Source organism: Aquimonas sp., from assembly GCF_044377145.1.
Classification (GTDB): domain Bacteria; phylum Pseudomonadota; class Gammaproteobacteria; order Xanthomonadales; family Xanthomonadaceae; genus Aquimonas.
Genome location: NZ_JBILJQ010000061.1, coordinates 1 through 24,662 on the forward strand (window position 1 = coordinate 1; position 24,662 = coordinate 24,662).

Here is a 24,662-nt window from a genome sequence, read left to right on the forward strand (position 1 = left end):
AGCACCGACCTTGATGACGGCGACGCCGCCGGCCAGCTTGGCCACGCGCTCCTGCAGCTTCTCGCGGTCGTAGTCGGAGGAGGTCTCCTCGATCTGCGCCTTGATCTGCTTGATGCGGGCCTGGATGCCTTCGCCGTCACCGGCGCCGTCGATGATCGTGCTGTTCTCTTTCGAGATCACGATCTTCTTGGCGCGGCCCAGATCCTTGATGGTGGCCTTCTCAAGCTGCAGGCCGACTTCTTCGGAGATGACCGTGCCGCCGGTCAGGATGGCCATGTCTTCCAGCATCGCCTTGCGACGGTCGCCGAAGCCCGGCGCCTTGACGGCGCAGACCTTGACGATGCCGCGGATGGTGTTGACGACCAGGGTCGCCAGCGCTTCGCCTTCGACTTCCTCGGCGACGATCAGCAGCGGCTTGCCGGCCTTGGCGACGCCTTCCAGCACGGGCAGCAGCTCGCGGACGTTCGAGATCTTCTTGTCGTGCAGCAGAATGAACGGGTCTTCCAGCTCGACCTGCTGGCTCTGCTGGTTGTTGATGAAGTACGGCGACAGGTAGCCGCGGTCGAACTGCATGCCCTCGACGACGTCGAGTTCGTTGTCGAGGCCGGAGCCTTCTTCAACGGTGATCACGCCTTCCTTGCCAACCTTCTTCATCGCATCAGCGATGATGTTGCCGATCGACTCGTCCGAGTTGGCCGAGATGGTGCCGACCTGGGCGATGGCCTTGTCGTCAGCGGTGGGCTTGGACAGCTTCTTCAGCTCGGCGACGGCGGCGATCACGGCCTTGTCGATGCCGCGCTTCAGGTCCATCGGGTTCATGCCGGCGGCGACCGCCTTCATGCCCTCGCGGATCATGGCCTGGGCCAGAACGGTCGCGGTGGTGGTGCCGTCACCGGCGTTGTCGGAGGTCTTGGAAGCGACTTCCTTGACCATCTGCGCGCCCATGTTCTCGAACTTGTCGGCAAGCTCGATTTCCTTGGCGACGGAGACGCCGTCCTTGGTGATGGTCGGGGCGCCGAAGCTCTTGTCGAGCACGACGTTACGGCCCTTCGGGCCCAGCGTGGCCTTGACGGCGTTGGCCAGGATGTTGACGCCGCGCAGGATCTTGACGCGCGCGTCTTCGCCGAACTTGATTTCTTTGGCTGCCATGGGGTGTACCTCGAAAGCGGGATTGGGGATTCGTGATTTGGGATTCGCGACATCAGTGCTTACGGGACTCGAAAAGGGCGTCAGGATCGATACGCCCCGAAGGGCGGAAGCTCTTGGCTTCTACGAATCCCGAATCCCAACTCCCGAATCCCGCTGTCAGCGGCTTCAGCCGATGACAGCAAAAATATCGTCTTCGCGGACAACCAGGTACTCGGTGCCTTCGACTTTCACTTCGGTGCCGGCATACTTGCCGAACAGCACCTTGTCGCCGGCCTTGACCTTCAGCGCGCGGACGCTGCCGTTGTCGAGCGGCTTGCCTTCGCCAACGGCGACGACTTCACCGCGGATGGGTTTTTCGGTGGCACTGTCTGGGATCACGATGCCGCCCGCGGACAGACGCTCTTCTTCCATGCGCTTGATGACGACGCGATCGTGGAGGGGTTTCAGGTTCATGGGGATCCTCGGTAAGTGACTGATTTGTCGAAGGGCCAACGCTTTGTTAGCACTCGCCGTTGGTGAGTGCCAAGTTTAGCCACAGAATGTGACGCGGTCGATCCAGGCCGGCTGGCCTGAACAACCGACATCAGCGCCGGGGCAGACGCTAGTTGGGGGGTACTTTCTGCGCTTTCAAGGGGGAGCCGAGCGAACAGGTGCGCTGCTCCGGGCCCCTCAGCCGAGACACCCACCCGATGAGTGCCCTCAGCCTTCAGCCCGGACGCAATCAGCTCGTACGAATCCCGATTCCCCATTCCCGGCCCCCAAATGTCCGATCTGCAGCTTGTTCTCACCACCGCCCCGGATTCCCTGATCGCCGAGGCCATCGCCCGCGTGCTGGTGGAAACCCAGCTTGCCGCCTGCGTCAGCCTGTTGCCGGGTATCACTTCGGTGTATCGCTGGCAGGGTCAGGTCGAGAGCGCACGCGAGGTGCAACTGTTGATCAAAACCCGCAGCGCCAACATGGAGCAGCTGATGGACGAGATCACCAAGTTGCATCCGTATGCGCTGCCGGAGCTGATCGCGCTGCCGATCGAAGGCGGCCTACAGACCTACCTCGACTGGCTGCGGTTCGGCGCAACGCCGCCGATGCGGGCCGGTTGAAGCGGCAGCATCGGACTCGATGCGTGCCCGGCCGAGCACGCCGGCGCACTGACAAGACGCCGTAGCAATCCCCAGCTATGCTCGCAGGTTCGCCGGCCGGGGCAGGGTGCTCCGGACCGGCTTACTGCCCGCTTCGCAGCGCCCTGGCCGGGGCTGCGGAGGGCGATGCGTTGCGGCGGCCAGGATGGCCCGCTCGCCGCGCCTCGCGCACGCGGGCCACTTCATGCTTCGCGGGGATTCACTACATGCGTACTCTCTTCGGCCGCGCCTTCACGCCGGCCACGCTTCTGTTCGTGTTCGCTGTCGGCGCCAGCCCGGTCGCCCAGGCCCAGCTGGCCTACAGCGGTGGCTACACCCAGGATTTCAACAGCCTGGCCAGTGCGGCCGGCACCACCTCCAGCGAGCTGCCGACCGGCTGGGCCCTGCTGGAAGCCGGCAACAACGCCAACGCGACCTATGGCGTCGACAACGGCGGCTCGAACTCCGGCAACACCTTCAGCTACGGCAGCACTGGCAGCACCGAGCGCGCGCTGGGTGCCTTGCTGTCGGGCAGCTTGAACAGCCGCTTCGGCGTGCTGCTGAGCAACCAGACCGGCGGCACCTTGAGCTCGCTGCCGCTCAGCTATACCGGTGAGCAGTGGCGCCTGGGGACGGTGGGCCGGGTCGACCGGCTGGACCTGCAGATCGGCGTCGGCGCCACCGGCATCGCGGATGCGGCGGCGACCTGGGTTGATGTCGACAGCCTGGATTTCATCGCGCCGGTGACGGCCGGCACGGTCGGTGCCCTCGACGGCAACGCGGCCGCCAATCGCACGCTTGTCAGCGGCGAGATCAGTGGCATCAGCATCGCGCCGGGGCAGAGCTTCGCGCTGCGCTGGATCGACTTGAATGCCAGCAGCAATGACGATGGCCTCGCCATCGACGACGTGCTGATCGGCAGCCTGACCGACAACCCGCCTGTGCTGCTGTCGACCCAGCCGGCGAACGCCGCTACCGGCGTGCCCTCGACCCAGGTGATCGGCCTGCAGTTCAGCGAGCCGGTGGCGCTGGACAGCGCCCAGGTCGTGCTGACCTGCGGCGGCAATGCGGTCGCCTTCAGCAGCAACAGCCCGGCCGGCCTGATCAGCCTGACGCCGAACGCGGCGCTGCCGTTCTCCAGCAGCTGCGTGTTGAGTATTCCCGCCGCCGCGGTGGTTGATCGCGACGGCACCCCCGACCCGTTGGGCAGCGCGATTGCGCTGAGCTTCCAGACTGCTGCCGATGTGCCGCCGAGCCTGCTGTCGACCGTACCTACGCAGGGCGCCACCAATGTCGCTACCAGCCAGACGGTGCGGCTGACTTTCAGCGAACCGGTTGACCTCGTCGCGGCGCAGGTGAGCTTCGTCTGCAATGCGCAGCCGGTCGGCTTCAGCAGCAACGGCCCGGCCAGCGAGATCGTGCTGACGCCAAACAGTGCGCTGCCGAATTCCGCCAGCTGCGCAGTCAATGTGCCGGCCGCGGCGGTGACCGATCGCGATGGCACGCCGGATCCGCTCGGCGCGCCGGTCGCGCTCAGCTTCAGCACGGTCGCCGATCTGCCGCCGCAGCTGCTGTCGAGCACGCCCGCGAACGGCGCCACCGGGGTCGCGCCAGCGGTGACTCCGAGCCTGCAGTTCAGCGAGACGGTGAGCCTGGCCGCGGCTGCAATCAGCCTCGAATGCGATGCCGGCGGCGCGATCGGGCTGACCTATCCAGCCAGCGGCCAGAGCATCACGCTGAGCCCGCAGGCCCTGCTGCAGGAAGGCGACCGCTGCGATCTGCGGCTTGTGGCTGCAGCGATTACCGACAGCGCCGGCCAGCCGCTGCCGGCCAATGTGCTGATCAGCTTTCAGACCAGCGAAGGTGCGGGTGACTACTACGCCCAGGTCAACACCAGCAGCCCCGAGCAACTGCGCTGTTCGCTGCACGCGACCATTGATGGGCACACGCCTTTCCCCTACGGCTGGACACAGCTCGAACTCGCCGACGAGGACCCGCTTAACCAGAATACGATTCTGGACATCTACCGAAACTGCAGCTACCCCAAGCCGGGTGCGCGGGTAGGTGGCTCGGGGGCGGCCGCGACGTGCGGCAGCGTCAGCGGCCTGCGCTACAACCGCGAGCACGTCTGGCCGCGCTCCTTGGGCTTCAGGCCCGAGACCCTGGCCGCGCACAACGACCTGCACATGCTGCATCTCTCCGACGAGGGGTTCAACGCCGACCGTGGCAACAAGCCGTTCGCCTACTGTCCGCCTTCAGGCGGCTGCCTGGAGAACCGGACGATCGCCAACAACGGCGTTGGCGGCGGGGACGGAAGCTATCCGGGCAACTCCAACTGGTACTCCCCGAACGATGGCAACACAGGCTCGTACGAGGTCTGGAACAAGGTGCGCGGCAACATGGCGAGAGTCGTCTTCTATATGGCAATGCGCTACGAGGGCCAAGCGGCGGACGAAGGTAACGACGGTGACATCCCTGATCTGGAACTGACTGACGACCGCGATCTGATCGTCATCACCAGCAATACGGCAGCGCGCGCCTACATGGGCCTGCTGTTGGTTCTTCTTGAATGGCATCAGCAAGACCCGGTCGACGAGCAGGAACGCGATCGCAATGAGATCGTCTTCAGCTACCAAGGCAACCGCAATCCCTTTGTCGACCGCCCCGAATGGGCAACACGGGCCTTGTTTGAGAGCAGCCAGGTGGCTCCGAGCGCCTGCCAGCTGGTAACTCCAGTTCCGAACGCGATCTTCAGCAACGGCTTCGAGGCCACGCTGCGCTGATCCGAGCCGCAGACGCCGCAGGGCCCGGCTTCGCAGCCCGGCCCTGCGGTGGTTTCACCGGCTACAGCCGGCGTGATTGGTTAAAGTGCGGGGCTGTTGGCTGAACCAACGGCGCGTATGCGGGTCAGCTGACGCCTGCGCCGGTTCGGCCGTCCTCTCTGCGACCCTCCCATGCCCCTGATCCGCTCCCTGTTTGCCCTGCTGGTGTTGGCCCTGTCCGCGCCTGCGGCTGCGGTTGATGAATCCGAACTGCTGCCGATCGACGAGGCCTTCCAGCTGGAGGCGCGCGCGCTGGATGCGGAGACCGTCGAACTGCGCTGGCAGATCGCCGAGGGGTATTACCTGTATCGCCATCGCACCTCGGCATTGGCCGAGGGCGAGGGCAGTTCCGCGGGCGAATTGGCCATGCCCGCCGGCACCGCCTACACCGACGACTTCTTTGGCGAAGTCGAAACCTATCGCGGCGAACTCGTCGCCCGACTCGATGGCGTGCGCGCCGGCGCCGATGGCCAGCTGGCGCTGAAGGTGCGCTACCAGGGTTGCGCCGATGTCGGGATCTGTTACCCGCCGCACCAGAAACTGATCAATCTGCAGCTGCCGGCGGCGGCACCTGCAAGCGTGCTGCCCGGCCTGCCGGCGCCGCCCCAGACCAACCTGCTCAACCTCCCGGATGCACCCAGCGCTGGGGGCCTGCCGGGCACGTCGCCCGGTTTCGCGATGGACGCCGCTGCCGACCCCGCCCTGCCGCTGCCGGAAGATCAGGCCTTCGAGTTCGAGGCGATTGCCGACGGCGCGGATGCGCTGCTGCTGCGGATCACGCCGGCGCGCGGCTACTACGTGTATCGCGACCGCTCTGCCTTTCGCGTGGAAGGCGATGAGGCGAGCGCCGGCCAGCCGCGCTGGCCGAAAGGGGTCAGCCATCGCGATGAGCACTTCGGCGAAGTCGAGGTGTTCTTCGAGCCGGTCGAGATCGACCTGCCGATCGCCCGCAGTACCGGCGCGGCGGCGATGGTCACGGTGATCGGCGAGTTCCAGGGCTGCCAGACCGAAGGCATCTGCTATCCGCCGATGACCCGCGGCGTGTCGCTGCGTCTGCCGGCCGGGGTCGCCCGCGAACTGCCGCCCGAAGATGTGCTGCAGAAAACCGGCGCGGCGAGTATTGATCTCGGCATCGGCGCCCTGCTGCTGGCCCTGCTCGGCGCCATCGGCGGCGGCCTGATCCTGAACCTGATGCCCTGCGTGCTGCCGGTGCTGTCCTTGAAAGCCATTGGCCTCGCGCAGAGCGGCGAGAGCGCGGCCAAGGCGCGCGCGCATGCGCTCTGGTACAGCGCCGGCGTGCTGGTGAGCTTCGCAGCACTCGGCGCGCTCGCCCTCGGCCTGCGCGCAGCCGGCGAAGCCTTGGGCTGGGGCTTCCAGCTGCAGCAGCCGCTGTTCGTCGGCTTTGTGGTGTACGTGATGTTCGCGGTCGGGCTGTCGCTGTCGGGCCTGTTTACCCTGGGCGGTGGCATTGCGGGCGTCGGCCAGGGCTTGGCCCAGCGCAGCGGCGCGCCGGGCGATTTCTTCACCGGCGTGCTGGCGGTCGTGGTGGCCAGCCCCTGCACGGCGCCGTTCATGGGCCCGGCCCTGGCGTTCGCGTTTGCCGCGCCGCCGTGGCTGGCGATGCTGCTGTTCCTGGCCCTGGGCCTGGGCTTGGCGCTGCCCTTCCTGCTGATCGGATTCGTGCCGGCGCTGGGCGCGCGTTTGCCCAGGCCCGGCGCGTGGATGGAAACGTTCAAGAACGTACTCGCCTTCCCGATGTATCTCACCGCCGTGTGGCTGCTGTGGGTGCTGGGCAACCAGCGCGGCAGCGACGGCACCGCGCTGGTGCTCGGCGGGCTGGTGCTGCTGGCCGCCGGCCTGTGGCTGTACGAGCGCAATCGCTACTCGGAAGGTCGCGGCGGGCGGGCTTTCGCCTGGCTGCTGATGATCGCCTCGGTGCTGCCGCTGGCGGCCGTGCACACCCTGCTGCCACCGGCCCCTCGCGCTGCAATGGAAGGCGTCGAGGCCTACTCGGCGGTGCGGCTGTCTGCACTGCGCAGCGAAGGCCGCACCGTGTTCGTCAACATGACCGCCGACTGGTGCGTCACCTGCAAGGCCAATGAGGCGCGGGTGTTGTCGACCGATGCATTCAAGGCGGCGCTGGCGACCGTCGACGGGACCTACATGGTCGGCGACTGGACCGAAGTCGATCCCGCTATCACCGGCTTTCTTGAGCAGCACGGCGCGGTCGGCGTGCCGCTGTATGTGGTGTTCCGGCCGGGCGAAGCGGAGGGCCGCGTGCTGCCGACCGTGCTCAGCCAGGGCGCGGTCGACTCAGCCCTGCGCGGTGATTCGCCATGAACTGGAAAGGCACCGCACTGATCGTCGGCTTGGCCGTGGCCGGCGCAGTCGGCGGCATGTTCGCTGGCCAGTACGTGATGCAGCCGCGCGGCCCGGCCCTGCCGGCCGGCACCGTGGTGCTGGAAGAAGGCGACCGGCGCCCGGACGCCGAGTTGAAAGCCGTGGACGGCAGCGTGAGCAAGCTGTCCGACTTCGATGGCCGCCCGCTGCTGATCAACTTCTGGGCCACCTGGTGCCCGCCCTGCATCGAAGAGCTGCCGATGCTCGATGCGCTGCACGCGCGCAGCGGCGATACCGGTGTGCAGGTGATCGGTATCGCGCTGGATGATCCGGACAAGGTGCGTGAGTTTCTGGCCGAGGTGCCGGTGAAGTTCCCAATGTTCCTGGCCCAGCCCGGTACGGTCGATCTCTCCACCACCTTGGGCAATGCGCGCTCGGTGCTGCCGTACTCGGTGCTCATCGACGCCGACGGCCGCATCGCCCAGCGCAAGTTTGGCGCCTTCAGCGAGGCCAGCTTGAACGAGTGGGTGGAAGCATACGCCGCAGATTGATTTCGCTCGGCGGCGCGGTGAGCCCTGCGCGTCGGCGATCGACGAACTGGTGGCGGCTTGCGCGTGCCCTGATCAGCCTGGGCCGCACGATCCAATCGGCCCCGCAGCTCCGACTGGCGCCTATGCCGCGCTGTCATTCACACTGGCGCCGGCGACTCTATCGCCTACCAATCAGGAATCGAGCATGGACATCAACAGCACTCTGCGCATGGGCGCCGAGGTGTTTCAGAAGCAGCTGGGCGCGCAGGGCTCGGGCCTGCCGATCGACGGCATCGTCAAGGCGTTGATGGGCCTGCTGGGCGACGGTAGCGGCCGGGTCGATCTGGCCGGACTGATCGAGAAGTTCAATGCCGGCGGTCTCGCCAGTTTGGCCAGTTCGTGGCTGGGTGATGGCGCCAACGGCGCGGTGTCGGGCGAGCAGTTGATCAAGGTGCTCGGCTCTGGCGCGCTTTCCGGGTTCGCCAAGCAGTTGGGTCTGGACACCAGCACCGCCACCGCAGGCCTTGAAGCTGCGCTGCCGGTGATCGTCGACAAGGCCTCCAGCGGTGGTGGCCTGCTGGAAGCGGCCGGCGGGGTGGATGGCTTGCTTGGCATGGCGGGGAAGTTGTTCGGTCGCTGAGCGACAACGCGCACCGCACAGGCGACGCCTTCGCTACGGTGCCGCGAGCTCGGTTGCTGCGCCGTTGGGCATCGCCTGCGGCTCCGCCCAACCTACCGAGCCGGTCCGACGGACCCAGCTGCACGCGCCCCCGGTTGATGCGTGGGCGGGCACTCGCACGCGCACTTATCGCGCGTGCTCAGTCCAGACCCTCGTGCGCCGTTCGCATCGCCGCCGCCAGCGCCGCATTCGCGTGCGGATCGCTGGCTTCACTCAGCCCGCCGATCACGCCAGCGCGGTTGGCGGGCGGATGGTTCTGGCTGAGTTTGGCCTTGCCTTCAATGCGCTCGATGTCGATGCGCAGGCCGACGATAGCGCGCAGCAGCGCCGCGGTGTAGTCGGCGGGCGCGTCATCCACCTGCCAAGGTTCGGTGCGTACAGACTCCATGCTCCGAGTGAGCGCTTCGACTCGCGCGCGCAGCGTCGCCGCATCGTGCTGCCAGCAGATTCGACCATGCACCACCACGCAGCTGTAGTTCCAGGTCGGAACCACCTTGGCGTGCTCGCGCTTGGCCGGATACCAGCCCGGATGCACATAGCCCTGCGCGCCCTGGAACACCGCGACCACCGGTTGGCCGTCGGCAAAGCGCTGCCACAGCGGATTCGCCCGCGCGATATGTCCGATCAGCGTCGCATCTCCCTCACGCAGCAGCGGCAGCAGATTGACCTCACTGCCCAGTGCATCCGTGCACACCAAGGTGGCCAGCGGATGCGCATCGATAAGGGCGAGGCCGGCGTTGTTGGCGAGGGTGAACGCGCTTGGGGTGTACATGGGCGGGAATCGGGGATGGAGAATCGGGATTCGGGATTCGGGATTCGTCAGCGTAGCCGCAGTGACCGGCGCTCTGCCATTCCCCACTCCCGACTCCCCCATCCCGGCCTTTCACCGCCTCCGCGTCGACTCGATATAGCGGAAGAACTCCGAGTCCGAATCGATCATCAGGGTCGAGTTTTCGCCCAGCGCGCGGTAGCTCTCCAGGGTGCGGAAGAAGGCGTAGAACTCGGGGTCCGCGCCGAAGGCTTCGCCGTAGATGCGAGTCGCTTCGCCGTCGGCGCGGCCTCGGATCTCGGCAGCCTGACGTTCGGCCTCGGAACGGATGGTGCGCAGCTCGCGTTCCATCTGGCCGAGGATTTCTTCGCTCTTGCCCTGGCCTTCCGAGCGGAAGCGCTCGGCGATCGACTGCCGCTCCGAGATCATCCGTGTCTCGACCTGGCGGCGCACGCTCTCGATGTAGTTGATGCGCTTGATCCGCACATCGACCAGCTCGATGCCGAGTTCCGGCATCAGCCGTGAGGCCGCCGCCAGCATTTCCTGCTCCAGCCGCTCGCGGCCCTTCTTGGGCTTCTCCAGATCAACATCGCCGCGCAGCACGGCTTCGTCTTCGACCTCCTTGACGTCGACCTGCCAATCGCGCGAACGCACGATTTCTTCGAGGTCGGTGCCGGAGACGATGTCGCGGGCCACCGAGTCGATGATGTCGTCCAGCCGCGTGCGCGCGCCGGATTCGTCGCGCACTGAACGCAGGAACTGCAGCGGGTCACTGATCCGCCAGCGGGCGGTGGTGTCGACGATCACGAACTCGCGGCCCAAGGTCGGGATCTGGCTGACATCGCCGTCCCAGGCCAGCAGGCGCTTGTCGAAACGGCGCACTTCCTGCACGAACGGGGTTCTGAAATGCAGGCCGGGTTCACTGATCGGCTCGCCCACTGGCTCGCCGAACTGGACCAGGATCGCCTGCTCCGACTGGTCGATGACGAAGGTGGATTCACGCAGGGTGATGAAGGCCAGCAGGACGACCGCGGCGATGATGATCGGGCTCTTCATTTCGGCTCTCCGGCGGCGGGCTTGGCATCGCGCAGATTCAGCAGCGGCACCGGCGACATCTGGCCATCCTGCACCACCACCACGCTGCCGATCTTCGGCAGCACCTCGTTCAGGGTTTCCAGATACATGCGGGTGCGGGTGACCTCGGGGGCGACCCGGTATTCGGTCAGGATCGACTTGAAGCGTGCGGTTTCGCCCTGCGCCTGGTTGACCCGTTCAGTCGCATAGCCTTCGGCTTCGGCGATCGCGCGATTGGCCTGGCCGCGCGCCAGTGGGATCTGCTGGTTGGCCTGCTTCTGGGCCTCGTTGATCATCCGCTCGCGCTCCTGGCGCGCCTCGTTGACCTCGTTGAAGGCCGGCTGCACGGCAGCGGGCGGCACCACGTCCTGCAGCTCCACGGTGACGATGTGGATGCCGGTGCCGTAACGCTCCATCGCGGTCTGTGTCTCGTCGCGGACGAGGTTCGAGATCTCGACGCGGGCGGTGGTCAGCACTTCGCTGCCCAGCCGGTTGCCGACTGCGCGGCGCATCACCGATTCGCTGATGTCGCGCAGGGTCAGGGTCGGCTCGCGCATCGAGTAGATGTATTTCATCGGATCGGCGATGCGGTACTGCACCACCCACTCGACGTCGATGATGTTGAGATCGCCAGACAGCATCAGCGACTCATCCGGATACTCGTTGGAGGAGTATTGGCTGGGTGCATCGCTGCTCACGCCCTCGGTGCGGAAGCCGAATTCCTGCTTCAGCACGCGCTCGGTCGCGACCAGCTGCACGGTATCGACGCCGAAGGGCAGCTTGAAGTGCAGGCCGGGGTCAGCGATTTTCACCACTTCGCCAAAACGCTTGACCACGCCGCGCTCCTCCGGCTGCACGGTGAAGAACACGCTGCTGACGCCCCACAGTGCGAACAACGCAGCAATGCCCAAACCGATCAGGCCTAACGGAATCTTCGGCGCCTGGCCGCCGCCGGGTCGGCGCGGACCGCTGGATCGGTCGCCGCCGCCAAAGGCGCCGCCGAACAGGTTTTCTACGGTCTTGCGTGGATCGTTCATGCACTTCCCCTTCGAGGGTGATCGCTCAGCGCCGCGGCGGGCTTGAGCGTGTGGACCGGGTCAGACGCGCCAGGCGCGTCGGCGTGACCGCAACTGCGAGTAGAGATTGTGATGTCGCTGCACCCGAGCGATTGGATGCTCAGTTTGCGATGCGTTCGCGGATGCTGATCGCCAGTATGCCGGTTGCGCCCACCTCGACCGGAGAGGGTCGGGTGGGCATCGGCCGCTCGCCGACCTGGATCTCGATGCGTGCATCATCGATGGTCCGGCCTTGGCGCCAGAAGCGCAGCATCCGCCCGTCCGGCGGGCCGACCGGCTCCGCCACGGTGAAGCCCGAATCGAGCAGTCGCTGCATCAGCTCGGCCAGCGCCACCTGCGGCTGAATCACGCGCAGCGCCAGTTCGTAGCGGGCCTCGCTGGAAGCACCATCGGAATGCTCATTCTGGAACGTGAGGTTGTGCTCGAACTCCAGCCGGTAGCCGTCGAACAGCACGCGGTCGAGCTTGCGGATCTCGCCGTTCGCGTTGCGTCGCGCATTCATGCGCCGCGCCTCGATCATGCGCTTGATGAACTCGGCACGGGCGCTGTTGGGCGGGTCGGCGGGCGCGGTCGGCGCCGCGGTGGCTGGCGGTGTGGCATGTGCCGCAGGCACCGCGCCAAGCAGGGCGACAACAATGGCAGTGACTAGTGCGAATGCGCTGCGGATCGGCATGGTGGTGTCCCTCAGTGGCGCCGCGGCCAGGCGGCGATGAATGCCCAGAGTGCACCGACCCCGGCCAGCCAGGCCGAGCTCGGCGCGCCCATGAACTGCGGACCGCCCGCACGCAGGCCATACAGCACGGCGGCGGCGAGCATCAGGCCGACGCCCAGCACCGCGTACACGGTTTGCCGATGGCCCGCATGGGCGGCGTCGGCCAGGCGCTTGAGGTCGTCGGAGTGCAGGCGCAGCGATGCGCGACCGCTGGCAGCCTGCTTCAGATAGTCGTGGGCGAGGTCGGCCACTTCCGGTGCGGCGGCGATCAGCGAGGGCAGACGTGCACGCGCGCGTTTGAGCAGCGCCTGCGGGCTGCGCTTCTCGCGCAGGATCTCGGCCAGCACCGGTTTGGCGACCGCCCAGATGTCGAGCTTGGGGTCGAGCAGCCGGCCCAGGCCCTCGATGTTGAGCAGGGTTTTCTGCAGCAGGATCAGTTGCGGCTGGATGGTCAGCTGGTAGCGGTGCGCGACCTTGAACAGTTTCAGCAGCACTTCGCCGAGCGCGATCTCCGACAGCGGACGGGTGAAGTAGGGCTCGCAGACCGTGCGCACCGCGCCTTCGAGATCGTCGATGCGGATACCGCCGGGCATCCAGCCGGCATCCAGATGCAGCTGGGCGATGCGCCGGTAGTCGCGCTCGAAGATCGCGGTGAAGTTCTCGGCCAGGTAGTACTGGTCGATCTCCGGCAGCGCACCCATGATGCCGAAATCGAGCGCGATGAAACGCGGCTGCGTCACCCGCGTGGTGTCGATCCAGATGTTGCCGGCATGCGCATCGGCGTGGAAGAAGTTGTCGCGGAACACCTGGGTGTAGAACAGCTCGACGCCCTTGGCGGCCAGTGCGCGGCGATCGATGCCGGCCGCTTCGATGGCCTTGAGGTCGTCGCTGCGCACGCCGTGCACGCGCTCCAGGGTCAGCACCTGCTCGGTGCTGAGCTTCCAGTGCACCTCGGGGACGTAGAGGTCGGCGGAACCGGCGAAGTTGCGCCGCAGAACGGACGCATTCGCGCCCTCGCGCTGCAGATCGAGCTCGTCGCGCAGCGAGCGGGCGATCTCATCGACGACCTCGGTCGGGCGGGTGCGCTCGGGGTCCGGGCCGAAGCGCTCGGCGACCGCAGCCAGCGCGCGCAGCAGGCCGATATCCGCCTCGATGGTGCGATCGATACCCGGCCGCAGCACCTTGATGACGACCTCGCGGCCATCCTCAAGCGTGGCCGCATGCACCTGCGCGATCGAGGCCGAGGCCAGCGGCACGGGATCGAAGCTGGCGCACAGCGCCTCGATCGGCTGGCCCAGCGCCTGCTCGATCTGGGCGCGGGCGATGGCGCCGGGAAAGGGTGCGACCTGGTCCTGCAGCAGGGCGAGTTCTTCGGCGATGTCGGCCGGCAGCAGATCGCGCCGGGTCGACAGCACCTGGCCGAACTTGACGAAGATCGGCCCGAGATCCTGCAACGCCAGCCGCAGCCGCGCGCCGCGCGCGAGCGCAGCAGTTTCGCCGCGAACAGCCGGAACGAAGGGCTTCATCAGCCGCAGCAGCCGGCTCAGGCGGGTGCCTTCCAGCAGGCCATCGAGGCGATAGCGCAGGGCCACCCGCAGGATGGTCAGCACGCGCAGAGGGCTGCGGATCAGGCCCATGAGCAGCCTGCGCAGGGACGATTGTTCAGAGGCGTTGGCATGGGCGGACGCAGTTTGGAATCGGCCGCACTGTGCCATGCGGAGAGTGAGGCGCCAAGGAAGACGACTATTTGCATCGCCGATATCGCGCCCGCTCGCCCCAGCCGCCACTGAACGCAGCCGGCTTCACGCCTCTCGCCGCGCGCGCCTCAGGCGTAGTCGTCCACCAGGCCTTGGCGCACGCGCACTGCTGTGGTCGCAGGCGGGCTTGCTTCGTTTGCATCGACACCGGCATCGCTAAGTCCACCCGCTCCGCCACTGTCGGTGAAGCTCTGCTGCTGGGCGTGGCGCTCCTGGCCGATCTGCGCGTCGGCGAGGCTGAAGCCGTGCTCGGCCAGCATTTCGCGCAGACGTGGCACCTGCGATTCCAGCAGGCTGCGGACCTCGGCGCTGCGGCTGCCGAACTCGGCGCGGATCTCGTCGCCGTCGAGTTCCAGGCTCACTTCCAGCGGGCCGAGTTCTTCAGGATCAAGGCGGATCTCGGCGCGGCCGACCTTTTGTTCCGCCAGCCACACCATCTGTTGGCCAAGGGTCACCCCGAAGCCTGCACTGCGTGGATCCAGCGGCGCGCTCGGCGGCGGATTGAGGCTGGCCGGCTGGGTGACGCTGTCGCGCAGTGCGCTGAGCAGATCGGCGCGATCGAAGCTCAGGGCCGAGCCGGGCGCGGCGATTCGGCTGCTGGCGGGGTCGGTCTTCGTCTCTGTGCGTACGGTTTCGCCGCTTAGCTTCAGCACTGCCGCGAGGTCGATTGAGGGCTCTGCCGAGGCTGCGGCGTCAGGTTCTGGCGCCAGACCGACCGCGCTACCCGTTGGAGCCGTGCGCGGCGCTGCAGGTGGGTTGAGCACAGACAGCGCCGGCGTTGGTGTTTGCAAAGACGGTGTGGCGCCCTCGGGTTCGGCGGCGGCGGGTTCGAGGGACGTGTTCAGCGCAGCCAGGATCGGCGCGGCAGCGGTGGTCGTTGTCGCCGCGGTGACCGCGGTGACCGCGGTGGCGGCGGTCGCAGTTGTCGCAGCTGTCGCCGCGGTGGTTGGGGGTAGGGCGAATGCGGTGGTGGCAGCTGCGGCCGACGGCGCAGTCGCTTGCGTCGGTAGAGCGACCGCCGTCTGGCGCGCATCGGCGGCGCCGGCGTTGCCGAGGGGCATGCTGATCGCGCCGGCCAGTGCAGCGCTTGCGGCGGCGGGCGGCAGACGCGTGGCCTCGCGGGCGCCCGCAGCGACAGCCAGCGCTGGGTCTGCGGCGGCTGCCAGCGCTGCGTCTGCACTCGTCAGCGTTGGCGTAGCGGTCGGCGCTGCGGGCATCAGGCCGCCGAACAGAGTGGCCGGCAGCGGCGCGGGTTCGGGCACGCCGGGCAGCGGCAGCAGGCCAAGCGCGGCGAGCAGACCTGTATCGGCAGGTGCGGTGCTGTCCTCGCTCAACGTGTCGTCGAGCGCAGTGCCCGCAGCGCTGAGAGGATCCTGCAACGAGGGCGGGGCGGTGGCTTCGGCCTGGGCGTCGATTGGACGGACGCTGAACTGCGTGATGAGCCCCGCGAAGCCGGTTTCGAGCCCGCCGCCGGAGCCCGTTTGCGTGGTGCCGCCTGCAGGCGCAGTGCGTGGGCTGGCGCCGGTCAGCGAGGTGAGCGCGCTCATCTGGATTCTCCGGGGTCTTTGCGACTGTGCTGGCGGGCGGCGTGGTCGTCCATCTCGCGCTGGGCGCGCTGATTGTCGACATGCAGCTCGCGTGCGGTGTAGGCGGCTGAGAGTTTCTCCAGCACGGTTTTCTCGCGGCTGGCCAACAGCAGGCGCGCGCGTTCGACCTCGCAGCTTTCTTCGGCACGGCGAACCGCCTGCTGCTGCTGTTTGACCGCATCGTCGAGGCGGTCGAGAAAGGCGCGCCGGTTGATCAACTGGGCGGCGCTGGTGACTTCGCTCGACGGGCGCGCGTATTCCTCGGCGTACCTGGCGAGTTCGTCCAGGCGCTGTTGATGGGTGTGCAGGTGGCGGTTGCGCTCGGCCAGTGCGCGTGCGCGCTCGGTTTCGCGGTCGCTGGCGATCTGCTGGATGGGGCGCAGGCGGCGGCTGTCCATGGCGGTTCCTAGCTGCCTTCGTTGATCAGCTGCGACAGTGCCGCGCGGCTGCTGGCCACGTCTGCGGCGTCGGCCACATCCTGGTTCAAGAACCGCATCAGCGCCGGCCAGCGCTTCAGCGCTTCATCGACGCGCGGGTCCGAGCCGCGCTGATAGGCGCCGATCGAGATCAGGTCCTTGTGGCTGGAGTAGGCCGACATCAGCTGGCGCACCTGACTGATCTGCGCGCGCCAGGCGGGGTCGGTGATCTCGCCGACCACGCGGCTGACCGAGGCTTCGACATCGATCGCCGGATAGCGGCCGCTTTCGGCGACACTGCGCGACAGCACGATGTGGCCGTCGAGAATCGCGCGGGCGGCGTCGGAGATCGGCTCGTGCACATCGTCGCCTTCGGTCAGCACGGTGTAGAAGGCGGTGATCGAACCGCGCCCGGCCGAACCATTGCCGGCCCGTTCGACCAATTGCGGCAGGCGCGCGAACACCGACGGCGGATAGCCGCGGGTGGTCGGCGGCTCGCCCACTGACAGGCCGATCTCGCGCTGGGCCTGGGCGAAGCGGGTCAGCGAATCCATCAGCAGCAGAACGTTGCGGCCCTGGTCGCGGAAGTATTCGGCAATCGCGGTGGCGCGCCAGGCGCCGTGCAGGCGCGCCAGCGGCGGTCGGTCGGCCGGTGTGGCCACGACCACCGCGCGCGCCAGGCCCATCTGGCCCAGGGTGTTCTCGACGAAATCACGCACCTCGCGGCCGCGTTCGCCGATCAGCCCGACCACCACCACGTCGGCCGAGGTGTACTTGGTCATCATGCCGAGCAGGGTCGACTTGCCGACGCCGGAACCGGCGAACAGGCCGACACGCTGGCCGCGGCCGATCGGCAGCAGGGCGTTGATCGCACGCACGCCGACATCCAGCGGCTGGTGGATCGGCTCGCGCTGCAGCGGGTTGATCACCGGGCCGGTGAGCGTGACCAGACCGTCGGTGCGGGGCTCTCCGCGCCCATCCAGCGGTACGCCCTCACCGTCGATGACCCGCCCAAGCAGTGCTTCGCCGACCCGTACGCCACTTGCGCCGCCGGGTACCGGAACGACTCGCGCATTGGGCAGCAGGCCCTGCACTTCGGTGCTGGGCATCAGAAAGGTGCGGTCGCCGGCGAAGCCGACCACCTCGGCATCGACCCAGCTGCCGTTGGCGGTCTGCAGCCGGCAGTTGGCGCCCAGCGGCACCTCGCAGCCGACCGCTTCCAGAGTCAGGCCGACCACGCGCTTGAGCACGCCCTCGCGCAGGAACTCGCGCGCGCCGGGCAAGGGCGGCGTGTGCAGCCGCAGGCGCGCTGCCAGCCGTGGGCTGCGCTCGCTGGCCCAGGCTTTGGCGGCTGTCACAGCGGGTCCTCGCTGCTGGCCTGGGCCGGGTCGGCGGAGGCCAGCAGGCGCGGCAGGATCTGCTCCAGCCGGGTCGACAGCCGTGCGTCCAGGCGTACGTCCTCGGCGTGTACGCGCAGATCGCCGCGAGCCAGCGCCGGGTCGCCGACCAGGCGGGTATGGGTGGTCGCGCCGAGCAGGGGCTCGACCGCTTCGAGATCTTCCGGGTGCAGGCGGACTTCGACGTGGCGCGGGCGTTCACCCAGGCTGTCGATCGCCTCGCGGGTCAGTTTGGCCAACAGCTCGGGGTGTTCGGTGTAGCTGTGCCGAACCAGGGTGCCTGCGATGCGGGTCGAGAGTTCGACCAGCACCGCTTCGACTTCGCCTTCCAGTTCGGACAGCGGCCGCGAGAATGCGTCGAGAATGCCCTCCAGCCGCGCCTGCAGGCGGCGCATTTCCGTCTGCGCCAGGGCCAGGCCTTCGGCATGCCCGGCGGCGTAGCCCTCGTCGTGCGCGGCGCGCTGGATCGCTTCGATCTCTTCCAGCGTGGGCGGCTGTGGAAGCGGCTCGTCTTCCACCTGCGGATCGGCATCGACCGCGTCCTGGTGTTGATCCAGCGACGGCACTTCCCAGCGGGTGACATCCGCCGATTCGCGCAGCATCCGCACCGGGCCGATCGGCGTGCCGTTCACAGCAGCTCCTCACTCTTGCTGCCGAGCTGGATCTCACCGGCATCAGCCAAGCGGCGGACGATGCCGAGGATTTCTTTCTGCGCGGTTTCAACGTCGGTCAGCCGCGCCGGGCCGCGCGATTCCATGTCTTCGACCAGCATCGCCGCGGCGCGCTGCGACATGTTCTTGAGGATCTTGTCCTTGACCTTGCCGTCCGCGCCGCGCAGCGCAAGGCCGAGCTTGTCGCCCTGCACTTCGCGCAGCACCGTCTGGATGGCGCGATCGTCGAGGTCGGCGACATTGTCGAACACGAACATCAACTCCTGGATGCTGTTGCACAGATCCGGGTCGACTTCGCGAATGCCCGAGCTGATCTGCTGCTCGGTGGAGGTGTCGAGGAAGTTGATGATGTCGGCCGCCACTTTGATGCCGCCGACCTGGCTCTGGTTCATGCCCTGGTTGCCGGCGAAGCGCTTCTCCATGATGTCGTTGAGCTCGCTCAGCGCATTTGGCGGTATGCCTTCCAGCGTGGCGATTCGCATCAGCGCGTCGACGCGCACGCGCGGCGGCAGCAGCTTGATCACATCGGCGGCCTGATCGCTTTCCAGAAAGCTCAGCACGATCGCGATGATCTGCGGATGCTCGTTGCGGATCAGATCGGTGATCGAGCGCGGGTCCATCCACTTCAGGGTTTCCAGGCCCTTGCTGTTGCGCCCGAGCAGGATGCGTTCGATCAGACCACCGGCCTTGTCCTCGCCCAGCGCCTGCACCAGCACCTTGCGCACGTAGTCATCGGCGCCGAGTCCGAACGAGGTCTGGCTCTGCAGATCCTCGACGAAGCTGTCGACGACTTCGATCACCTGGTCCTTGCTGACGTTGTTGATGGTGGCCATGGCCACGCCCAGCTTCTGCACTTCCTTGGCGCTGAGCTGGCGCAGCACTTCGGCGGCCTCGGATTCGCCCAGCGACATCAGCAGCACCGCAGCGCGCTGGGTTCCGGTCAGCTTGTCGTCATCAGGCATCGGCGGCCACCCAGTTCTTCACGACCTGCGCCACGATCTTCGGATCCTGGGCGACGGTGCTGCGGGCCAGCTGCAGCTTCTCGTCCAGGGTCTTGGCCGAGGCCAGCATCGCCTCGCGCTGATCTTGAATGTTGTTGACCTGGCCCGGCAGCATCGGCATGCCGGATTCATCCTCGGTTTCGCCGGTCAACAGGCGCACATCCTCCGAGCCATCCTCTTCGCGTGTTTCGCGCTGCTGCTTGGGCGAGGCCATGAGGCTGCGCAGGGTCGGCCGCACCACGCCGAAGATCAGCAGCAGCACCAGGCCGGCGCCGAGCAGATTGCGGGCGATGTCGCGCAGGATCGGCTGTTCCCACAGCGGCACCGAGGTGTCGAGCGGTTCGATCGCCTCGCGCAGGAAGGGCGCATTCATCACGCTGACCGCATCACCGCGCACTTCGCTGAAGCCGATCGCCTGCTTCACCAGCGCCTCGACCTGGGCCAGCTGTTCGGCGCTGAGCGGCTGCGCTGCGGGTAGCACAGCCGCTGTCGCCGTGGCTGGATCCGCGGCCGGGTCGGCCGCCGGATCCGCCGCGGGGTCCACGGCGGGATCGGGCACCGCCAGCGCTGGCACCGACAGCACGTGGTCGATCAGCACCGCGGCGGTGATCCGCTGCACTCGGCCGGTGTCGTTGCGGCTGTGGCTGACGGTACGGTCCATTTCAAAATTGCGGGTGGCGCTGCGCGAGGCGCTTTTCGGGCCTTCGCCCGCGGCGGCTGCCGGGTCGGCGGCAGCGCCCGGCGGCGTGTTGGCGGTAGCGCCGGGCACGCCCTCGTTGGGCGGCGTACTGGTGGAGCTCTCGGCCACCTGTTCGCTGCGCAGCTTGGTCGGATCCGGTGCGAAGGTCTCGCGCGCTTCCTCGATCACCGCGAAGTCCATGTCGACGCTGACCTGGGCACTGACCCGGCCCGGCCCGGCCATCGGCTCCAGCAGCGTCTGGATGCGCTGGATCAGGGTCTCCTCCAGCCGTCGGCGCTGTTCGAACTGCATCGCCGCCAGCACATTGGGATCGTTTGGATCGTTGTTGGTCAGCAGCCGGCCGGCCTGGTCGATCACGGTAACCCGTTCGGTGGCCAGATCCGGAATGCTGGAGGCCACCAGATGCACGATCGCTGCGACCTGATCGCGTTCGAGCGAGCGCCCGGGATACAGCTGCAGCATCACCGAGGCGCTGGCCGGCTGACGCGAACGGGTGAATGCGCTGGGCTTGGGCAGGGCCAGGTGCACACGGGCTTCCCGCACCGAGCGCAATTCGCCGACGGTGCGGGCGATCTCCATCTCCAGCGCGTGCTGGTAGCGTGCGCCTTCGACAAACTGGCTGGTGCCGAAGCCGGGGTTCTCGTTGATCGACTCGATACCCGGCCGCGAGGTCTGCGGCAGGCCCTGGGTGGCCAGACCCATGCGCGCCTGCCGCACCTGTGCTTCCGGCACGGCGATGGCGCCGGTCACGGCGTCGATCTGATACGGGATCTGCGCCGCGCGCAGGGCTTCGACTACCTCGGCAGCATCGCGATCCGGCAGGTTGCCGAACAGGGTCACGTAGCTTGGCGACAGTGACCAGAAGAACGCGGCGATGCCAACCGCGATGGCGGCGGCGAGGCCGAGCAACAGGCCGGCCTGACGCACGGCCGGAATATCCTTGACCTGGGACAGAGTGAGTGAGGTGTCCATTCAGGGCATCCGGGTTTACAGCGGCATGTTCATCACGTCCTGGTAGGCCTGGACCAGCCGGTTGCGCACCTCGACGGTGGCGCGAAAGCTGACCGAGGACTGCTGCGAGGCGAGCATCACCCGCACCAGGTCGACATTGGGATCACCCAGCTCAAAGGCCTTGGACAGCGCCGAAGACTCGTTCTGTTCGGCGTTGACTTGCGTCACCGCGCGCTTGAGCGTGTTGCCGAAGCCGGCTTCGGTGGCGGCCGCAGGCGGCGCCTCGGTGGGCGCCGGACGGACCTGCATCTGTCCCTGCAGACTGCGAATCTGCGAGAGGATGGCGTTGATGCTTGCGTCGCTCATGGAAGGAATCGTGCGTCCTGCCGGGGATGACAGGAGCTAGGCAAGAGCTGTGCCGCAGGCTTGTCAGGAATCTGGCGTCAAATTCAAGTCGCCATCGCGACCGAGCCCGTACTTGCGCAGTTTTTCAACCAGTGTGGTGCGGCGCAGGCCCAGCAGCTGGGCGGCGTGGGCGACCACACCGTCGGCGCGTTCCAATGCGGCGCGGATCAGGTTCATCTCGATGCGGGCGATGTGGTCTTTCAGATCGATGCCTTCGGGCGGCAGGGTATCCGCCGCAGGTGTGCTGTCGGCCGCCACCAGCAATTCGAGTTCGTTCTCTTCCGGCAGCTCGACGCCTTCGCGGTAGCGGGCAGGGAGGTCGCGCGCCCGCACCAGGCCGCCCGGATGCAGCACCGACAGCCGCTCGATCAGGTTGGACAGCTCGCGCACGTTGCCCGGCCAGGGGTAGGCCTGCAGCACCGACAGCGCTTCGGGCGACAGCCGCACGCTGCCGCGGCCTGATTTCTCCAGCTGCTTGGTCAGCGAGGCGACCAGCTCGGGCAGATCCTCGCGGCGCTCGCGCAGCGAGGGCATCTCGATCGGGAACACGTTGAGGCGGTAGAACAGGTCCTCGCGGAAGGCGCCCTTGATGATCGCTTCTTCGAGATTGCGATGCGTCGCCGCCACCACCCGCACATTGCAGCGGATGGTGTCGCTGCCGCCGACGCGCTCGAAGCTGCGCTCCTGCAGCACGCGCAGCAGCTTGACCTGCATCGGCATGCTCATGTCGCCGATTTCATCGAGGAACAGGGTGCCGCCCTCGGCCAGCTCGAAGCGGCCTTTGCGCGAGGTGATCGCGCCGGTGAAACTGCCCTTCTCGTGGCCGAACAGTTCGCTTTCCAGCAGCTCCGCTGGAATCGCGCCGCAGTTGACCGCCACAAACGGGCCGGTGCGGCGGGCAGAGCGCTCGTAGATCGCGCGCGCCGCGACCTCCTTGCCGGTGCCGGATTCGCCGAGGATCAACACCGTGGTATCGAAGCTGGCGACTTGTTCGATCATCCGCCGCAGCTTCTGCACCGAGATGCTGGAACCGGTGGGGCCGCCGCGCGGCGCGCCTGCATCGGCGATGTCTTCCATCTTCTTGATGCTGGCGCGGCGCAGGTGTTCGACCAGCTGCGGCTGCTTGATCGGGTAGTCGAGCGCCCAGAAGCTGGCGTCGTGCAGGCCGAAGGCTTCGGGGCCATCGAGGTGGTGTTCGGGCAGGCCCAGCACCGGCGGATGCAGCGGATCGCGCTTCAGCCAGTCGAGGAAACTCTTCCAGGTTTTGGCATCGGCGATCTCGCCCAGCACCACCGCCAGCCAGTCCTGCGGGTCATGCCGCGACAGGTGCAGCTCGTCGACATCGGTGACCACTCGCGGGGTGAGATCCATGAAATCCAGAATGGTGCTGATGCGCTCGCCGCGGCCGCGGTCGGCATCGATCACCAGGACGCGTGACTCAGACATGGCCCCTTTCTCCCGCCAGCCGCGCGAGGATCGGCATCACTTCCTGCACGTAGTTGAGCTTGCTGATAAAGGCATCAGCGCCCGCACGCGCCGCGTGTTCGCGGTGTTCGGCATCGTCGAAATGGCTGGCGATCACGATGTACGGCGGCGCGGTCTGCGCCTTGATCAGGCGGGTGGCCTGCAGGCCGCCCATTTCCGGCATCGCCAAGTCCATCAGCACCACCGAGGGCTTGAGCTGTTCGGTTTGCGAGATCGCTTCCAGACCGTTCATGGCACGTCCGACCACCTCCAGCCAGCCGACGTTGCGGAAGTGCCGCATCGCCGCGTTGAGGAAGCCATCGTGATCATCGACCAGCAGGACGGTAAGGCGATTCATAGGGCGGTTCTCTGAAGGTGGGAAACGCGCGCCAGGCGCTGCGGGCTGCTGGCGATCAGGCGACGTTCCTTGGCGGAGGCGATGTGCAGCATTTCGCGGTATTTGGCCACGGTGCGGCGAGCAATGCTGACGCCCTGCCGGGCCAGCAGGCTGACGATGGTGTCGTCGGCCAGCGGTGCGATCGGGTTCTCGCTGTCGATCAGGCGTTTGACCATCGCCCGCACCGCCACGCCGGCGACCGAGGCGCCCTCCAGCCGCACCGCGAAGAAGTACTTCAGTTCGAAGGTGCCGCGCGGGGTCTGCACGTACTTCCCGGTGGTGATGCGCGAGATCGAGGACTCGTGCATGCCGATTGCGTCGGCGATCTCGCGCAGGGTCAGCGGGCACATGCCCTCTTCACCGCGATCGAAGAAGCCGAGCTGGCGCTCAACGATCGCCTGGGTGGTCTTGAGCAGAGTGTCGTAGCGCATCGACAGGCCGCGAGTCAGCCAGCGCGCATCCTGCAGCAGCTCACGCATCTTCTTGGCGCCGGCGTCATCGCTGGCGGCCCCCTCGAGCAGGGCCTCACAGACCGGGCTGATGCGCACCTTCGGCGCGGTCAACGGGTTCAGACTGACCACCCAGTTGCCGTTGCGGCCTTTGCGCACGATCACATCGGGCACCACGTACTGCTGCGGCTCCGGCGCGCTGTAAGTGCCCGGCTTCGGGTCGAGCGCCATGATCAGGCGCTCGGCGCAGATCACTTCATCCGCGCTGACTTCCAGCGCATCGGCGATCGCGTTGTGGTCGTGCTCGGCCATCAGGTCGAGGTGTTCGGTGACGATACGCAGGGCCAGGGCATGGCCGGGTTCGTCCGACGGCCGTTGCTCAAGCTGCACGCGCAGGCATTCGCGCAGATCGATGGCGCCATACCCCGAAGGTTCGAGGCGCATCAGCTTGTGGCGGATGCCGGCCAGGCGAAGCGGGTCGATGCCGCGGGCGAGCGCGGCAGCGCTCAGGGCTTCCAGCGACAGCTCCAGATAGCCGGCATCGTCGACCTGATCGATCAGCCAGGCGGCGACTTCAAGTTCCTCCGGCGTGCGCAGCTCCATGCTGAGCTGTTCGAGCAGGCGCTGGCGGATGCCGCCGGTATCGCGCGCGATGCAGCGCGCCAGCGGGTCGTCGTCGTCATTGCCCGAGGCGACCCGGCTCATGCCGGCTTCGATGAAGTCGCCCGGCAGGTCTTCGCGCGGGCCGTCCATCATGTCTTCGAGCTCAACCTCGGAGGCCTCCGCCGTTTCATCAGCCGAGTCCTCGTCGACGTCGGCCTCCAGCAGAGGGTTTTCCTCCAGTGCGCGATTGACCTCGGTCTCAAGCTCGATGGCGTTCAGATGCAGCAGCCGGATCGACTGCAGCAGCTGCGGCGTCAGGCTCAGGCTCTGACTGAGCTGTTGGCGCATACCTTGTTTCATATCAGCCCCCTGTTCACACGCAGCGCCTATCGGGAATGTCCTGAACATTCTCGACGGAGAACGTCGTAAAAATAATCAGGGTGAGCCCTACACGTGTAGGAATAAACCCTACAAACGCAGAAAACCGTCACGCGATCGGCAGTTCGAGCCATCAAGCGCCAGACGAATGCTGGTTGTTACGGGAATGAACCGGGCGATTCTTCACCTGCGTCAGCGCTCTGACGCCTTGATCGCCGAT

22 protein-coding genes are annotated in these 24,662 nt (G+C 67.1%); 5 read left to right on the forward strand and 17 right to left on the reverse strand.

Annotated elements, in window-relative coordinates; genetic code table 11:
• Both groL and groES read right to left on the reverse strand, forming a co-directional pair.
• A partial coding sequence (gene groL, locus ACIQ7H_RS16455) for a chaperonin GroEL (protein ID WP_395793467.1) occupies nt 1–1,149 on the reverse strand: 1,149 nt, incomplete at its 3' end.
• Nucleotides 1,150–1,314: 165 nt separating this feature from the next.
• Complete coding sequence (groES, locus tag ACIQ7H_RS16460) at nt 1,315–1,602, reverse strand: co-chaperone GroES (protein ID WP_395793469.1); 288 nt, start codon at nt 1,600–1,602, stop codon at nt 1,315–1,317.
• Between the two features lie 309 nt (nt 1,603–1,911).
• Between groES and cutA the strand changes: the two genes are divergently transcribed.
• The 5 genes from cutA to ACIQ7H_RS16485 all read left to right on the forward strand — a co-directional run bounded on the left by cutA (nt 1,912) and on the right by ACIQ7H_RS16485 (nt 8,597).
• A complete protein-coding gene (gene cutA, locus ACIQ7H_RS16465) occupies nt 1,912–2,247 on the forward strand; it encodes a divalent-cation tolerance protein CutA (protein ID WP_395793471.1) in 336 nt (111 codons plus the stop codon).
• Between the two features lie 245 nt (nt 2,248–2,492).
• Nucleotides 2,493–5,048, forward strand: coding sequence for an Ig-like domain-containing protein (locus ACIQ7H_RS16470; RefSeq protein ID WP_395793473.1), 2,556 nt, complete (start codon nt 2,493–2,495; stop codon nt 5,046–5,048).
• Nucleotides 5,049–5,219: 171 nt separating this feature from the next.
• Entirely contained in the window at nt 5,220–7,427 is a 2,208-nt protein-coding gene (locus ACIQ7H_RS16475; RefSeq protein WP_395793475.1) for a protein-disulfide reductase DsbD domain-containing protein, read from the forward strand.
• A complete protein-coding gene (locus ACIQ7H_RS16480; protein ID WP_395793477.1) occupies nt 7,424–7,978 on the forward strand; it encodes a TlpA family protein disulfide reductase in 555 nt (184 codons plus the stop codon). Before ACIQ7H_RS16475 ends, ACIQ7H_RS16480 begins: the two co-directional genes overlap by 4 nt.
• A 184-nt stretch (nt 7,979–8,162) precedes the next feature.
• On the forward strand, nt 8,163–8,597 hold the full coding sequence (locus tag ACIQ7H_RS16485) for a YidB family protein (RefSeq protein ID WP_395793479.1): 435 nt from the start codon (nt 8,163–8,165) through the stop codon (nt 8,595–8,597).
• A 178-nt stretch (nt 8,598–8,775) separates the two neighbouring features.
• On the opposite strand, the gene ACIQ7H_RS16490 is transcribed toward ACIQ7H_RS16485, so the two are convergent.
• From ACIQ7H_RS16490 to rpoN, 15 genes are all read right to left on the reverse strand, one after another.
• Nucleotides 8,776–9,408 carry an FMN-binding negative transcriptional regulator gene (locus tag ACIQ7H_RS16490; protein WP_395793481.1) on the reverse strand — a complete coding sequence of 211 codons (633 nt, stop codon included), beginning with the start codon at nt 9,406–9,408 and terminating at the stop codon, nt 8,776–8,778.
• A 111-nt stretch (nt 9,409–9,519) separates the two neighbouring features.
• Nucleotides 9,520–10,461: a protease modulator HflC gene (gene hflC, locus ACIQ7H_RS16495; protein ID WP_395793483.1), complete on the reverse strand. Its 942-nt coding sequence runs from the start codon at nt 10,459–10,461 to the stop codon at nt 9,520–9,522.
• Nucleotides 10,458–11,516 carry an FtsH protease activity modulator HflK gene (gene hflK / locus ACIQ7H_RS16500; RefSeq protein WP_395793485.1) on the reverse strand — a complete coding sequence of 353 codons (1,059 nt, stop codon included), beginning with the start codon at nt 11,514–11,516 and terminating at the stop codon, nt 10,458–10,460. The genes hflC and hflK overlap by 4 nt, the downstream gene beginning before the upstream one ends.
• 139 nt (nt 11,517–11,655) lie before the next feature.
• A complete protein-coding gene (locus tag ACIQ7H_RS16505; RefSeq protein WP_395793487.1) occupies nt 11,656–12,228 on the reverse strand; it encodes a hypothetical protein in 573 nt (190 codons plus the stop codon).
• Nucleotides 12,229–12,239: 11 nt separating this feature from the next.
• Nucleotides 12,240–13,895, reverse strand: a complete 1,656-nt coding sequence (ubiB, locus tag ACIQ7H_RS16510) for a ubiquinone biosynthesis regulatory protein kinase UbiB (protein WP_395793527.1) — start codon at nt 13,893–13,895, stop codon at nt 12,240–12,242.
• A 197-nt stretch (nt 13,896–14,092) separates the two neighbouring features.
• On the reverse strand, nt 14,093–15,571 hold the full coding sequence (locus tag ACIQ7H_RS16515; RefSeq protein WP_395793489.1) for a flagellar hook-length control protein FliK: 1,479 nt from the start codon (nt 15,569–15,571) through the stop codon (nt 14,093–14,095).
• A complete protein-coding gene (fliJ, locus tag ACIQ7H_RS16520; RefSeq protein WP_395793491.1) occupies nt 15,568–16,008 on the reverse strand; it encodes a flagellar export protein FliJ in 441 nt (146 codons plus the stop codon). Before fliJ ends, ACIQ7H_RS16515 begins: the two co-directional genes overlap by 4 nt.
• An 8-nt stretch (nt 16,009–16,016) precedes the next feature.
• Nucleotides 16,017–17,384, reverse strand: a complete 1,368-nt coding sequence (gene fliI, locus ACIQ7H_RS16525) for a flagellar protein export ATPase FliI (RefSeq protein ID WP_395793493.1) — start codon at nt 17,382–17,384, stop codon at nt 16,017–16,019.
• On the reverse strand, nt 17,381–18,025 hold the full coding sequence (locus ACIQ7H_RS16530) for a FliH/SctL family protein (protein WP_395793529.1): 645 nt from the start codon (nt 18,023–18,025) through the stop codon (nt 17,381–17,383). The genes fliI and ACIQ7H_RS16530 overlap by 4 nt, the downstream gene beginning before the upstream one ends.
• Before the next feature lie 26 nt (nt 18,026–18,051).
• A complete protein-coding gene (gene fliG / locus ACIQ7H_RS16535) occupies nt 18,052–19,038 on the reverse strand; it encodes a flagellar motor switch protein FliG (RefSeq protein WP_395793531.1) in 987 nt (328 codons plus the stop codon).
• Nucleotides 19,039–19,048: 10 nt separating this feature from the next.
• Nucleotides 19,049–20,767, reverse strand: a complete 1,719-nt coding sequence (gene fliF, locus ACIQ7H_RS16540; protein WP_395793495.1) for a flagellar basal-body MS-ring/collar protein FliF — start codon at nt 20,765–20,767, stop codon at nt 19,049–19,051.
• 15 nt (nt 20,768–20,782) lie between these two features.
• Nucleotides 20,783–21,112 carry a flagellar hook-basal body complex protein FliE gene (fliE, locus tag ACIQ7H_RS16545; RefSeq protein WP_395793497.1) on the reverse strand — a complete coding sequence of 110 codons (330 nt, stop codon included), beginning with the start codon at nt 21,110–21,112 and terminating at the stop codon, nt 20,783–20,785.
• Nucleotides 21,113–21,175: 63 nt separating this feature from the next.
• A complete protein-coding gene (locus tag ACIQ7H_RS16550; RefSeq protein WP_395793499.1) occupies nt 21,176–22,597 on the reverse strand; it encodes a sigma-54 dependent transcriptional regulator in 1,422 nt (473 codons plus the stop codon).
• Complete coding sequence (locus ACIQ7H_RS16555) at nt 22,590–22,973, reverse strand: response regulator transcription factor (RefSeq protein ID WP_395793501.1); 384 nt, start codon at nt 22,971–22,973, stop codon at nt 22,590–22,592. The genes ACIQ7H_RS16550 and ACIQ7H_RS16555 overlap by 8 nt, the downstream gene beginning before the upstream one ends.
• Nucleotides 22,970–24,424 carry an RNA polymerase factor sigma-54 gene (gene rpoN, locus ACIQ7H_RS16560; protein ID WP_395793503.1) on the reverse strand — a complete coding sequence of 485 codons (1,455 nt, stop codon included), beginning with the start codon at nt 24,422–24,424 and terminating at the stop codon, nt 22,970–22,972. The genes ACIQ7H_RS16555 and rpoN overlap by 4 nt, the downstream gene beginning before the upstream one ends.
• Between the last annotated feature and the right edge of the window lie 238 nt (nt 24,425–24,662).

Coding starts and splice junctions, on each gene's coding strand:
- groES (WP_395793469.1), bottom strand. CDS start 1,602: ATGAACCTGAAACCCCTCCACGATCGCGTCGTCATCAAGCGCATGGAA.
- ACIQ7H_RS16480 (WP_395793477.1), top strand. CDS start 7,424: ATGAACTGGAAAGGCACCGCACTGATCGTCGGCTTGGCCGTGGCCGGC.
- cutA (WP_395793471.1), top strand. CDS start 1,912: ATGTCCGATCTGCAGCTTGTTCTCACCACCGCCCCGGATTCCCTGATC.
- ACIQ7H_RS16550 (WP_395793499.1), bottom strand. CDS start 22,597: ATGTCTGAGTCACGCGTCCTGGTGATCGATGCCGACCGCGGCCGCGGC.
- ACIQ7H_RS16470 (WP_395793473.1), top strand. CDS start 2,493: ATGCGTACTCTCTTCGGCCGCGCCTTCACGCCGGCCACGCTTCTGTTC.
- rpoN (WP_395793503.1), bottom strand. CDS start 24,424: ATGAAACAAGGTATGCGCCAACAGCTCAGTCAGAGCCTGAGCCTGACG.
- fliF (WP_395793495.1), bottom strand. CDS start 20,767: ATGGACACCTCACTCACTCTGTCCCAGGTCAAGGATATTCCGGCCGTG.
- ACIQ7H_RS16555 (WP_395793501.1), bottom strand. CDS start 22,973: ATGAATCGCCTTACCGTCCTGCTGGTCGATGATCACGATGGCTTCCTC.
- hflK (WP_395793485.1), bottom strand. CDS start 11,516: ATGAACGATCCACGCAAGACCGTAGAAAACCTGTTCGGCGGCGCCTTT.
- ACIQ7H_RS16485 (WP_395793479.1), top strand. CDS start 8,163: ATGGACATCAACAGCACTCTGCGCATGGGCGCCGAGGTGTTTCAGAAG.
- ACIQ7H_RS16515 (WP_395793489.1), bottom strand. CDS start 15,571: ATGAGCGCGCTCACCTCGCTGACCGGCGCCAGCCCACGCACTGCGCCT.
- ACIQ7H_RS16530 (WP_395793529.1), bottom strand. CDS start 18,025: ATGCTGCGCGAATCGGCGGATGTCACCCGCTGGGAAGTGCCGTCGCTG.
- ACIQ7H_RS16475 (WP_395793475.1), top strand. CDS start 5,220: ATGCCCCTGATCCGCTCCCTGTTTGCCCTGCTGGTGTTGGCCCTGTCC.
- ACIQ7H_RS16490 (WP_395793481.1), bottom strand. CDS start 9,408: ATGTACACCCCAAGCGCGTTCACCCTCGCCAACAACGCCGGCCTCGCC.
- ACIQ7H_RS16505 (WP_395793487.1), bottom strand. CDS start 12,228: ATGCCGATCCGCAGCGCATTCGCACTAGTCACTGCCATTGTTGTCGCC.
- fliJ (WP_395793491.1), bottom strand. CDS start 16,008: ATGGACAGCCGCCGCCTGCGCCCCATCCAGCAGATCGCCAGCGACCGC.
- hflC (WP_395793483.1), bottom strand. CDS start 10,461: ATGAAGAGCCCGATCATCATCGCCGCGGTCGTCCTGCTGGCCTTCATC.
- fliE (WP_395793497.1), bottom strand. CDS start 21,112: ATGAGCGACGCAAGCATCAACGCCATCCTCTCGCAGATTCGCAGTCTG.